Consider the following 13160-nt stretch of genomic DNA (forward strand, 5'->3'; position numbering starts at 1 on the left):
GCTATTCGTCTGCCACGGCTTTCAACACTTCTTCAATTGTGGTATGACCTTGGCGAATCTTGAGCAAGCCATCGTAGAGCATATTTTTAAAACCATTCTTCATCAAATGCTGCTCCAACTCGCTAACTGGTCGATTCTGTACAATTAGGCTGCGCAGCGGTTCATCGACAACTAGCAGTTCATGTACGGCGATACGACCTCTGTAACCTGTTTTATTGCATGTTCCACAGCCCTTGCCCCTCGTTACCATGATCGGTTTATCCATGGCTCTCGGCGAAGTCATAGGTACTACAACCCCTGTTCCAGTTCCCGCCAGTTGTTGTTCAGTTCCGCTTAGCAGCCCATGCGTTTCTAGCAGCTTCATTTCATCTTCTCTGGCAGGTACCTGGGCTGCACATTCACGACATACGCGCCGCACTAGGCGCTGAGCTACGATACAGGAGAGCGAGGAAGCGATGAGATAAGAATCAATTCCCATATCAACAAGTCGGCTAATCGTACTGACGGCACTGTTCGTATGGATGGTGCTTAACACCAAGTGCCCCGTAAGAGAAGCACGTACCGCAATCTCTGCTGTCTCCGCATCTCGGACCTCCCCGACCATAACAATGTTCGGATCTTGCCTGAGAATGGATCGTAAGCCAGAAGCGAAAGTTAAACCAATCTGCGAGTTAACCTGTACTTGCGTTACACCGTTCATTCGATACTCGACGGGATCCTCAACCGTAATGATTTTGACATCATCACCATTTAATTGACCCAATGCTGAATAGAGTGTTGATGTTTTCCCGCTTCCCGTAGGTCCCGAGATCAGCATGATCCCATTCGGCTTCTGTATCATTTTGTCGAATTTCACCAAATTCGCATCACTGAGTCCCAATTCGGCAATTTTTTTAACACCTGCCGATTGATCTAAGATCCGAAGAACGATACTTTCACCATGAACGGTCGGTAATGTCGAAACCCGTATATCAATTCGGCGGTTATCCACCTGCATCTGGATTCGACCATCTTGCGGTAGTCGTCTTTCCGCAATGTTCAACTTTGCAATGATTTTCAACCTTGCCGTCAACACGCCTTGCATATGCTTCGGCAGCGCTTTCTCCGTTCGAAGCACACCATCGATTCGGTACTTCACGATCAGCTGTTTCTCTTGAGGATCAACATGAATATCGGACGCCCTCTGCTGCACAGCGGATTGAATGATTTGATTGACCAGCTTTACGATCGGTGATCCTTGATCATTCGCTTCGGATTCCTCATCTTTGATCTCGATTTTATCTAAGTCGACCATTAATTCATCGACAGATTCTTTCATGCCATAATTTTTCGTGATCGCTTGCTCGACTTCAGAACGAATGGCTATGACTGGCTGGACGCTCATGTTCGTCGCCATTCGAATTTCTTCAATGGCTCCATAGTTCAACGGATCAACCATGGCAACTTTGATTTTGCCATTCTTTCGTTCAATCGGGATCACACAGTGCTTGCGAGCAAGCGTTTCTGGGATAAGTTGAACGGTTTGCATATCGAGTTGTGTCTCAAACATATTAACAACCGGAAACCCTAACTGAAATTCGAGTACTTCAACCAGTTGTCTTTCTGTGATCAACCCTTTATCGATAAGAATCTCACCGATTTTCTTCCTCGTGTGCACCTGCTGCTTCAGCCCTTGTTCAAGCTGATCCTCTGTGATGAGTCCGTTCATTACAAATAATTCACCTATGCGCATTGGGGGTCCTCCCTTCTGTTAATAGAGTACGTGACGGATCTGTGCAACCTAACAAGTGATTTAAGGTGATTTCAGCTCTTCCGCTGTTGGCGCCTTCGCGATGACAATGGGATGCGGCGCGTAGTAATCTTTATATATCAACTCGTTCTTGCCATCATTCTTCACATCAGCGAATACCTTGACTAGAAGTCCTGATTGACCTTCACTACGTTTATCACCTTGACCAGCCAGTGTAAAATCCGTGAGTACAATACTCTCTGGTGCGAATACTTCTTTACTAACCGTAATTTTCGGAGCTTTCCAATCCGTTTTCGGTTTCCCATTGAACGTAACGACAGGTGTTTCCCCGTTGTATATCACGCCAACTGTTATGGGTACGCCGATTGAATTATAGAAGGTTAAATCTTTCAGCTCGCTTTGAAAATTAACATCGAATCCAGCAGCTGCATAAGCGGGATTATCTTGATGCGGATAACGTTCACCAACTTGCATGCCAGCACGCAGTGCAGCTTCATACATTAAGGATGCCACATGCGATAACTCATCTTCCTTCTTCTCAGGCACTTTGCCTTTGCTGACCTCGGTCAACCAAGCCTGGAAGGAAAATAGCTTCCCTGACTCAATTTTGATCATTCCCACCTGCTCTAGCCATGATTTCTCATTCGCATTTACAGCAACAATACTCTGCGCTTGCGAAATGACTTGCAGACCCGTTGTGGACGTCTTGTCTGATGAAGTTGTTGCAGCTGTACTTATAGGTGTACTAACAGGTACAGCTGTTGGCGATGCCGTGGCCGTAGTTGTTGGCGTTGCTACCGGATTAACCGATGGCTTCGCACTTTCTTTGTCCACGCCAGCTGCAAGCGCTGTTCCTTTCGTTGAAGCATGATCCGTGTCTTTCCAGAACATCAAGCTTTCCAGTTTGTGTTCAGAATTCCACTCAATGAACCCTGCCGCCGATAATCCATATACACTTCCAGAACCGACGACGCCTAGAAGAAGAATCCATTTAATAGGCTGCAGGATCAAGGCCCTTCTTCTTTGTCTCATAGCCAACCGTCCCTCAAAGCTCGACATTTTCCCTCCCGTTTCGGTGGGATGCCTCAAATATAGACGGTAATTTCTGTAGAGCAAATCATACATATTTATTAATTCAAATGACCTAATGCATGAACTATAATTCTTAAGCCACGTTAGCCATTCAGGCGCTATTTTATAGGGAATTCAATCTAGATGGGGTCAGAAGCAGGAGGCTGAAATCGGGATTTCGCTAAAGAGATCATACTTAGGAAGCGGTTTCATATAGTTCTTTCGAAGCGCCCATATGCCTTTTAAATTTCACAGCTTCTATATATCACTTGCATATATATCTGATCGAACGCGCTTTTTCAGCAAATTCCTTAAAAAATGGGTCTTCATCGTATATGTAAATTCTAACCATGCCAAAGCATGTAAGGGATTTCCATGGTAGTCACTCGTAGAAAACCCGAACTTCTCGGGCCGCTGCTTGTTTTTCACTTCAGATCTTTCTAATCATTCAAGCCCTATGGACGTTGAACATACAAAAAAAGCCCCAATCCCCACATACATCGTGAAAGATCGAAGCTTATTTTCTACAATTTGAACCAATTCTCAACTTAATACGTCAATATGTATAAAGATTATGTAATGCATATGTATGTCTTCTTGCGTAAACTCTAAATAGCGCCAAGAACACTAAGTATCAATGATGCTTTGGAATTGACTTTCAACTTACGATTGATTTTCGTTACATAGACACGCACCGTATTTTCACTGATCCCCAAGACTTTGCCGATTTGCTTATAATCGTAATCCAGCAACCAATACGTCGCAACTTCCTTTTCACGCAGCGTAAGTTTGAAAGCTTTCAAGCGTTCTTCCAGCATTTCCTCAACGAACCATGTTTTACTTTGCAATTCGGTCTTTCTGAGTTCATATTCAAGCAGAAGAGCAATCGATTTGATACAAGGATACATAAAAGGTGCTGAAATATACTGAAAGGCAGTCAACACTAAATAACCAATGATCTGATTATCTGCCGTTTGAATCGGAACGCACATTGTCACCCAGTTGTGCATCGTATCCAGATAGTGATCCTCACCACTTATCCAAACTGGACGCTGAAGATCAATAGCTGCCGAAACCGCATTGGTCCCCGCACTAGACAGTGATAACGAAGATCCAATCCCGATGTTGTTCAAATTCGCGGCTTGCAAGATGGATCGTTCATCCCCATTAATCGTTAGAATGACTCCATGATTATCCGTGACCATCAATAAATTAGGAAAGTAGAAGGTGTTCGTCTTTAGATGTGCTTGCCGAAGGATGACATCCATGAGTCCTTGGTTTTTAGCTAGCAGCCGTTCCATCATTTTCCCTTGCACGCGAAACCTCACGCGCGTCGAATCTCTTTGAACGCCATTAAGAAATGATTTCTCATGTAGCTTGGCTATCTCCGCTTGTGAGATGCCGACTCTCTCTGTAAATTCATGCATTTGCGTCTCTTCAGCTAATCCTTTCATCAATTCCACTCCCTTTTCCTATGTAACCCCGAAATGAACTAGCATCCATGCTGTGAGTAGAATTGAAATATTTGTCGTATGCCGTCGCCCCTATCTTCACAACCTTTACAAATTTATGTATTTTTCGCGCATGTGTCACTAACTATAAGGCTCAAATCGAATGCTTGAAATAGTGCAAAGGTAGTAATTCTAATAAGATAGTATACTTGTACTACAAAAAGACAGCGTTTGCAGCTCTTCCCTCAGGATTAAGGATTTCTGGCATGTGCCGTTCGTAGGATATATACGAAAAAAAGTGTCCTGTTTTAAAAGGATCCCTGATAATCGCTTCTAAATCCGCTAACCGCTACAAGTATACTCTACTATTCCGCTTGAATTAGTCGATTATCTATCTCTCCTCATCTAATCTTCTTCCACTAGCGTTATACCATTCTAATATCCATTAAAAAAATTGTTCGAATACCCCCTAACCCTTTCGAAACTGAAGGCATATTATATAAAAAAAACTTATCCTTTCGCCAAATAATATTGATAAAGAGATAAGAATGCCTAGGAGGCGAGATGCCAATGACGCTCATTAGAGCAATTGAACAGACATTCTGTAAGTTGCATGCACCAACACTGGAACAATTAAAAGAGGCACTACATTCGATAGAGAGACATCTACTTTTCGTTCCAGACTTCAAAACCGAGCCCTCTCAACTACCCTATGGCAGAAATGTGGTGTTTAGCTCACCCGAACTGGAAGTTATCGTTATTCACATTCCGGCTTCCCGCTCTACAGCCATCCATAACCATGGCTTGTCCATTGGCGCGGCTTATTTAGTCTCGGGATCCTTAGTGAATTCAACCTTCTCCTTAGATACAGAAGGCTTTCCTGTTGCTCAAAAGGATGACTTCATCCAAGCGGGGGAATATTTCACTGCGCCTGCAGATCAAATTCACCAGTTAAGCAATCCATTTCATGAACCGGCTATTTCACTCCATGTGTATACACCGCCGCTGCGTGAAGTTCGACGTTACTTACCTTACAGCGAAGTTTTAGATTATGTTATCTAGAAGACAAAAACCCCTTGCAAGCCTACGTCGTTTTGACGAGCTTACAAGGGGTTTTCAATTTATTAACGATTAGAATTGTAGGGCATTTTCGATAAAGGCTTTCAATTCAGAAATCGGCATACGTGTTTGTTCCATTGTATCACGATCGCGAACCGTCACTTGACCATCTGTCTCGGACTCGAAATCATATGTGATACAGTATGGTGTACCGATCTCGTCATGACGACGGTAACGTTTACCAATGGATCCTGTATCATCGTAATCCACCATAAAATGCTTCGCAAGGTCTGCGAATACAGCTTGTGCACCCTCATTCAATTTCTTGGAAAGTGGGAAAATCGCTGCTTTCATCGGTGCTAATGCTGGGTGGAAGTGAAGAACGGTACGAGTGTCGTCACCTTCCAGCTTTTGCTCTTCAAACGCATCGATCAGAAGCGCCAACGTAACACGGTCTGCTCCTAGGGAAGGCTCGATACAATAAGGAACATAACGCTCATTCGTTTCTGGCTCAATGTAGTTGAAATCTTCACCGGAATGCGCCATGTGCTGCTTCAAATCGAAGTCTGTACGATCCGCGATGCCCCAAAGCTCGCCCCAACCGAACGGGAATTTGTACTCAATATCCGTTGTCGCGTTACTATAGTGAGACAACTCATCTTCGTTATGATCACGAAGACGTAAATTATCGGCTTTTGCACCTAGGGAAAGCAACCAGTTATGGCAGAAGCTTCTCCAGTACTCGAACCATTTCATATCTTCACCTGGTTTGCAGAAGAATTCAAGCTCCATTTGTTCAAATTCACGCGTACGGAACGTAAAGTTACCTGGCGTGATTTCGTTACGGAAGCTTTTACCGATTTGACCGATACCAAATGGCAGCTTTTTACGCATCGTACGTTGTGCGTTTTTGAAGTTAACGAAGATCCCTTGTGCTGTTTCCGGACGAAGGTATACAACGTTGGAGCTTGCTTCTGTTACGCCTTGGAACGTTTTGAACATCAGGTTGAACTGACGAATATCTGTGAAATCTTTGCTTCCGCAATCTGGACACACGATGTTGTGTTCCACGATCAGCTTCATCATGTCATCGAACGTCATGCCATCAACGATGATTTCGATATCTTTCTCAGCCAGCTTGTTTTCAATCAATTTATCCGCACGGTGACGAGCTTTACAGCTTTTGCAATCGATCATTGGATCGTTGAAGTTACCAACGTGACCGGATGCCACCCATGCTTGCGGGTTCATCAAGATCGCTGCGTCTAATCCTACGTTATAAGGGGATTCTTGAATGAATTTTTTCCACCATGCGCGTTTAATGTTGTTTTTCAATTCAACACCAAGCGGGCCGTAATCCCACGTATTTGCCAAACCGCCATAAATTTCTGAACCTGGGAATACGAAACCTCTGTGCTTCGCCAATGCGACGACTTGCTCCATTGTTACACTCATTGTTCAATCGCTCCTTAAGCTTCTTCTATGTGGGTCTTTGCCCGATGACAACCGTTTGGATATGAGCAAACATCAAAAAAGCTCAACATCCAAAGGCATCAAATAATGCCTAGGGACGAGAGCTTTAGCACCCGCGGTTCCACCCTAGTTGATATACCTCATACAAGCATATATCCCCTTTATCGTATAGGCTCCGGATAGCCGTTTCCTTGACCTTCATTCTGGGCTTTCACCATCCCCAGCTCGCTGAACATGAAGTTCGTCAAGTACTATTCATCCTTCACAGCCATAATTGATCATTCAATTGGTCTTAGTTTACAGAATATCGTAGCAAAAATCAATCTCCCTAATACAAATGGGGCCGACGATCTTCAAAAACGGGTATTTTGCCCCGTACACGTACAACTTCTTCTAAATCAATTGTCGCCCGCAAGATCGCTTCGCTTTCATCACCTTCAACCAAAACCTCGCCCCAAGGGTCGATGACCATCGAGTGACCAAAGAAATTGGTCGTCCCGCTTGTCCCGACGCGATTGCAAGAAACGACGTACATTTGATTCTCAATCGCTCGCGCCATAAGCAGTGTACGCCAGTGATGCAGACGTGGATGCGGCCATTCTGCAGGCACGAACAGTATACGTGCTCCATCTAAGGCCAATTTACGTGACAGCTCCGGAAAACGAATATCATAACAAATCATCGCCCCAGCTGGCACACCTTCTAGCTCAAACAAGCCTAGTTGCTCTCCACTATGCAAAAATTTCTCCTCATCCATGAGTCGGAACAAATGAATTTTGGAATACTCTGCGATTTCGTTACCTTCGCGATCCCATGCATAAATCGTGTTGAGCACACGATCTTCTTTTTTATCCGCAATCGATCCCCCAATAATGTTCACGCTATGAGTCAGTGCAAAATTGCTTAAGAATGCTTTCGTTCTCTCACCGTTTACATCGGCCAACTCATGAATTTCCGTTAAAGCATAGCCTGTATTCCACATTTCGGGAAAAATAAGGACATCAGGTTTCTGTGCCGCATCAACGGCTTCCACAAGCAACTTCTCTAAATGAGCGAAATTCGCTTCCGGATTTCCGATTGTAATATCCATTTGAATAAGAGCAACATTAAGTAATTGTGAAGACATGTCGAAATACTCCTTCCAGAACAAGAAAAAATGCGTATGTGTACATACTAGTCGAAATATGCGTTTAACTCAACATTCACTTGCCATGCAAATCGGACTATACTACATCGTAGGTTTAAAATGCTTAGACTGACCTCTCGCGATGCTGAGCGACTGCCAATCCTGTGAAGACCAATGCTTGCACAACAGAACAATTTGCCCAACATGATACCCATAATGCGACACTTGACGCTGAATAGCCTGTAAGACAGTATGACTCTCACCTCGAATAAGCACCTGTGAAAGCACATGCTCGGAAGTTAATGAGCCAAGGGTTGTAAACATCACCTGCCAGCCATCTTCCCAAAGCGCTAGTAATTGTTCTCGGGAAAGTCGATCCCCTTCAAACTCACCATCGCGATCTCGCCATTCTTTTTCTCCATCCGTGGTTAGAAAATCGGTCCAACGGGACAACATATTGCCATGCATATGCTTGATGATCACTTCTAGAGAATTCGCCCCTTCATCTATAGTCTGATAAAAGAAGACCTCATTCGTCTGGGCAAATGATTTATCGCCCAACTTCTTCATACTTTGAAAAGCACGTATCGATTCCTGCAGAAAAACATCCGCTACATGAGCTTGATCTGTCATCCTCATTCATCTCCTTCGCCGATCTATGGTTCCATCATATGTCAATGTCAAAATGAAGTACAATCGATTATCTTCATCGACTATGAAAAAAAGATTAATCATGTTACATTTAGGGTATAGTTTAAAATCCCGACCTCCGGAGTGTGAATTAAATCGTGACAAACGTATCTTCAACAACCTCTCGATTTGCCATACAGCCAGCTGAAAGAATGAAGGGTCTGCCCACACAATTCTTCGCAACGCTCGTTGGTAAAGCAAATGCACAAATCGCCGCTGGCCATGATGTCATTAATTTAGGCCAAGGGAATCCTGACCGTCCTACGCCTCCGCATATTGTGACTTCCATTCAGGAAGCTTCTGCGAATCCGTTGTATCATAAATATCCGCCATTCAGCGGTTTTCCATTTCTGAAACAGGCGATTGCACAGCGTTATAAAGAGGATCACAACGTGGATTTGGATCCCGATACCGAAGTTGCAATCTTGTTCGGCGGCAAAACAGGTCTCATCGAAATTGCCCAATGTTTATTGAATCCTGGCGATGTCTGCCTTGTACCTGATCCTGGCTATCCTGATTATTGGTCAGGCGTCGCTCTAGCAGGTGCCGAGATGGCTTTCATGCCGTTGCGTGAGGAAAATAACTTCCTACCAGATTATTCGCAGTTAAAACAGTCCGACTTGGACCGCGCGAAGCTGATGTTCATTAATTATCCGAATAACCCGACAGGTGCGACGGCTCCTGCATCTTTCTATGAAGAAACTGTTAGCTTCGCTGAGAAAAATGGTGTCGTCGTAGCTAGTGATTTCGCCTATGGAGCTATTGGATTTGATGGTCAGAAGCCGATCTCATTCCTGCAAACTCCTGGTGCCAAAGAAGTAGGCATTGAGTTCTATACCTTGTCCAAAACATACAATATGGCCGGCTGGCGTGTTGGCTTTGCCCTTGGTAACAAAGAAGTCATTCGCCTTATTAACTTGATGCAAGATCACTATTATTGCTCTTTGTTTGGCGGTATCCAAGCAGCCGCGGCTACAGCTTTAACGTCCTCACAAGACTGTGTCACAGAACTGCGTGATGTGTACGAAAGTCGTAGGAACGCGTTGTATACGGCACTTGCCAGCATCGGCTGGAATGCAAAGCCATCGCAAGGATCCTTCTTCTCGTGGCTGCCAGTACCGAAAGGACATTCCTCACAGAGTCTTGCCGATATACTTCTGGAAGAAGCTAAGGTTGTCGTAGCACCTGGCGTTGGTTTCGGAACGCACGGTGAGGGCTACGTCCGACTGGGCCTTCTTTCTTCGGAAACACGGTTGGAAGAAGCTGTGCAGCGAATTGGGAAATTAAATCTTTTTTAACTCCTAATTATCCAAAGAGCCTTGAAAGCAAGCCATTTATACCTTTACAAAGTCTCGCGTACCATGCTATTCTAGATAGAATCAAAATTCCAAACAGCAACGTTATGATGGGAATAGTACGAATCGTGCCGCACGTAACCAGGGAGTAAGCTCCATTGACTGAGAGAGCTTGCCGTGAACCGAATCCGAACCCGCCCCTGAACCGTCAACGATGAGTTGAACAGAGCCCTACTGTTATACAGGGAATCTAGAGTTGAGCGCTTTTCTATTTGATATGCGCTAATCTAAGGTGGTACCGCGGAAGCAACAGACTTTCGTCCTTATGTTTTAAGGGCGGGAGTCTTTTTTGTATCTACATAGTTGGAAATCAAAGGATGGGATGAATATGACTCAGCGAATCGTCGTCAAAATCGGCAGCTCCTCACTAACCTCAGATACGGGTGGCTTGAATCCGGATAAAATACGCTTTTTTGCGGCTGAACTCGCACAATTGCAGCGCAGCGGCAGCCAAGTGCTGCTCGTGACCTCAGGCGCAGTAGCCGCAGGCTTCACCTCCCTTGGCTACCGCACACGGCCCAAGGTCCTGCACGAGAAGCAGGCCGCCGCAGCCGTTGGCCAAGCGCTCTTAATGCAGGCGTACCATGAAGCATTTGCCTCCCACGGCGTAAGCGTGGCGCAAATTCTGCTGACCCGGTACGACTTCTCCAACCGCAAGCGCGTCCAGAACGCGATGATGACGATTGACGAGCTTCTGCAGCGCGGCGTCGTCCCGATTATTAACGAGAACGACACCGTCTCGGTGGATGAACTGAAATTCGGCGACAATGATACGTTGTCGGCACTCGTGGGCAATTTGGTCAAAGCGAACAAATTGATCATTATTACCGATATGGACGGCTTGTACACGGACGATCCTCGCAAGAACGCGAACGCACAGCGTATCGATCGCGTCGACGCCATCAGCGATGAGCTGTTCAGCTTCGCTGGAGGCTCTGGGAGCGCGGTCGGCACTGGCGGCATGCGCTCCAAGGTCGAGGCCGCCCGCATCGCGATGCGCGGGGGCGTGCCGGTCTTCATCGGGCGCGTGCTGGAGCCCGATGATCTGAACCTTGCCGTTGGCGGAACGGGCAAGGGAACGTATTTTGACACGGCGCTGAACAATCTGCCGGTCAAGAAGCAGTGGGTCGGCTTCCACTCGCTGCCCCAAGGGCAAATCATCGTTGATCAGGGGGCTAAGGCAGCCCTGATCAACGGTGGGAAGAGCCTGCTCCCCGCTGGCATCACGGCAGCGGTTGGCGATTTCCACCCCGGCGACGTCGTCGAGGTGATTTGCAGTGAAGGCGCGCTGCTGGGCCGCGGCGTCGTCAATTATGCGGCTTGGCAAGTGCAAGCCGCAGCAGGCCTCTCCACCGACGAAGTCCAGAAACGCGTCGAAGTATCACGCATCGAAGTCATCCACCGCGATGAATGGGTGCCTTTGACCTAATATTTGTCTTAACCAATAGAATGAAAGCGAGGATCTCCCTTAATCATGAGACAACAACGATTACTTAATCCAACATTACGAGATGTACCGGGAGATGCCGAGGCAGCCAGTCACCGACTCATGCTGCGAGCAGGACTCATTCGCCAGTTATCCAGCGGTATTTATTCCTACTTACCCTTGGGTCTTAAGGCTCTTCAACATATTCAAACGATCGTACGGGAAGAAATGGACCGCGCTGGCGCACAAGAAATGCTCATGCCTGCCCTCCATCCTGCCGAATTATGGAAAGCCTCAGGTCGTTGGGATGTCTACGGTCCTGAATTAATGCGACTTGAAGATCGCAATGGTCGTGAGTTTGCTTTAGGCGCTACACATGAAGAAGTCATTACAACACTCATTAAAGATGAGATTCATTCTTATAAAAAGTTACCTGTCACGCTATATCAAATCCAAACGAAATATCGCGATGAGCGCAGACCTCGCTTCGGCCTGCTACGTGGCCGTGAATTCCTTATGAAGGATGCGTACTCCTTTGATCGCTCCACAAGCGGACTTGACGCCAGTTATCAAGCGATGTTCGATGCTTATGTTAACATTTTCACACGATGCGGTTTGCAATTCCGAGCAGTTGAAGCCGATTCCGGCGCAATTGGCGGTACGGATACGCATGAATTCATGGCTTTGGCAGATGTCGGCGAGGATACGATTGTTCATTGTCCTTCCTGTCAGTATGCGGCTAATTTGGAGAAGGCCACTGGGGTAATTACCAACGAAGGTACCTCATCTACCGGCTTGCCACAAGCACAACCAACGAAAATACACACACCTGGCGTAACGAGCATCAAACAATTAAGCCAATTCCTTACCATTGAACCGCAGCAAATTATCAAATCCGTTGCCATCAAAGCGGAAGGCGCGCCTGTGATCGTGCTCATCCGTGGAGATCTCGAAATCAATGAGATCAAGCTGAAACAGGTTCTCGGTGTAGCTGAAATCACGATGCTATCCGAAGCTGAAATTCAAGCGCTTGGTTCGATAGCCGGATTTATTGGGCCAGTTGGTCTATCCTCCGTCAAATTACTTGCAGACACATCGATCCAAGGCTTAAATAACGCCGTTGTTGGCGCCAATGAAGCTGACTATCATCTTCAGCACGTGGATGTTCAACGTGATCTTGGTGAACTAACCTATGTTGATGTTCGCAATGTGGGCCAAGGAGAAAGCTGTATTCATTGCGGGAATGAACTCGCTTTTGCCAGAGGTATTGAAGTTGGGCACGTCTTTAAGCTCGGTACCAAATATAGTGAATCCCTAGGTGCTACGTTCAGCGATGAAAATGGTGTCTCCGAGCCAATGATCATGGGCTGTTATGGCATCGGCGTCTCTCGTGTTCTAGCTGCTGTTATTGAACAGCACCAGGATGAGCGAGGCATCATTTGGCCAAATGCCATTGCTCCTTATTCCATTCATCTGTTAACTGTTCAAGTGAAGGATGAAGCCCAAATGACATTATCTGAAGAGATCTATCAGACCTTAACTAGCGCAGGCTATTCAGTCCTGTGGGATGATCGTGAAGAACGCCCTGGTGTGAAATTCAATGATGCCGATTTACTCGGCTTCCCTTTACGATTAACCGTTGGTAAGAAAACGAGCGAGCGAATTATCGAATGCAAAGAACGCCGTCAAGGCGAGGTCTATGAACTGAACGTGGAACAATTGTTAACGCATTGCCAATCCTTATTCAATTAGGAGGTCT

Annotated in this window: 10 protein-coding genes; 4 read left to right on the top strand and 6 right to left on the bottom strand. The window is 45.9% G+C overall.

The window, feature by feature from the left end; all coding sequences use genetic code 11:
* Position 1: 1 nt before the first annotated feature.
* The 3 genes from GC096_RS02690 to GC096_RS02700 all read right to left on the bottom strand — a co-directional run bounded on the left by GC096_RS02690 (position 2) and on the right by GC096_RS02700 (position 4275).
* The gene (locus GC096_RS02690; RefSeq protein WP_171628767.1) at positions 2–1732 is read right to left on the bottom strand and encodes a GspE/PulE family protein; all 1731 of its coding nucleotides are present in this window, start codon (positions 1730–1732) and stop codon (positions 2–4) included.
* A gap of 60 nt (positions 1733–1792) precedes the next feature.
* Complete coding sequence (locus GC096_RS02695; RefSeq protein WP_171628768.1) at positions 1793–2782, bottom strand: VanW family protein; 990 nt, start codon at positions 2780–2782, stop codon at positions 1793–1795.
* A gap of 647 nt (positions 2783–3429) precedes the next feature.
* Positions 3430–4275, bottom strand: coding sequence for a LuxR C-terminal-related transcriptional regulator (locus GC096_RS02700; RefSeq protein ID WP_056614185.1), 846 nt, complete (start codon positions 4273–4275; stop codon positions 3430–3432).
* Positions 4276–4842: 567 nt separating this feature from the next.
* Between GC096_RS02700 and GC096_RS02705 the strand changes: the two genes are divergently transcribed.
* Entirely contained in the window at positions 4843–5334 is a 492-nt protein-coding gene (locus tag GC096_RS02705; protein WP_171628769.1) for a cysteine dioxygenase, read from the top strand.
* Positions 5335–5403: 69 nt separating this feature from the next.
* Here GC096_RS02705 and GC096_RS02710 read toward each other — a convergent pair whose 3' ends face one another.
* The 3 genes from GC096_RS02710 to GC096_RS02720 form a co-directional block, all read right to left on the bottom strand.
* Positions 5404–6786, bottom strand: coding sequence for a glycine--tRNA ligase (locus tag GC096_RS02710; RefSeq protein WP_171628770.1), 1383 nt, complete (start codon positions 6784–6786; stop codon positions 5404–5406).
* A 346-nt stretch (positions 6787–7132) separates the two neighbouring features.
* Complete coding sequence (locus GC096_RS02715; RefSeq protein ID WP_171628771.1) at positions 7133–7930, bottom strand: carbon-nitrogen family hydrolase; 798 nt, start codon at positions 7928–7930, stop codon at positions 7133–7135.
* A 102-nt stretch (positions 7931–8032) separates the two neighbouring features.
* Positions 8033–8563: a DUF1572 family protein gene (locus tag GC096_RS02720; protein ID WP_171628772.1), complete on the bottom strand. Its 531-nt coding sequence runs from the start codon at positions 8561–8563 to the stop codon at positions 8033–8035.
* Between the two features lie 155 nt (positions 8564–8718).
* Here GC096_RS02720 and GC096_RS02725 point away from each other — a divergent pair, with 155 nt between their 5' ends.
* From GC096_RS02725 to GC096_RS02735, 3 genes are all read left to right on the top strand, one after another.
* On the top strand, positions 8719–9918 hold the full coding sequence (locus GC096_RS02725; protein WP_312886171.1) for a pyridoxal phosphate-dependent aminotransferase: 1200 nt from the start codon (positions 8719–8721) through the stop codon (positions 9916–9918).
* 385 nt (positions 9919–10303) lie between these two features.
* On the top strand, positions 10304–11404 hold the full coding sequence (proB, locus tag GC096_RS02730; protein WP_171628773.1) for a glutamate 5-kinase: 1101 nt from the start codon (positions 10304–10306) through the stop codon (positions 11402–11404).
* Between the two features lie 45 nt (positions 11405–11449).
* On the top strand, positions 11450–13153 hold the full coding sequence (locus tag GC096_RS02735; RefSeq protein ID WP_171628774.1) for a proline--tRNA ligase: 1704 nt from the start codon (positions 11450–11452) through the stop codon (positions 13151–13153).
* Positions 13154–13160 lie beyond the last annotated feature (7 nt).

Source organism: Paenibacillus plantarum, from assembly GCF_013141695.1.
Classification (GTDB): Bacteria; Bacillota; Bacilli; order Paenibacillales; family NBRC-103111; genus Paenibacillus_E; species Paenibacillus_E plantarum.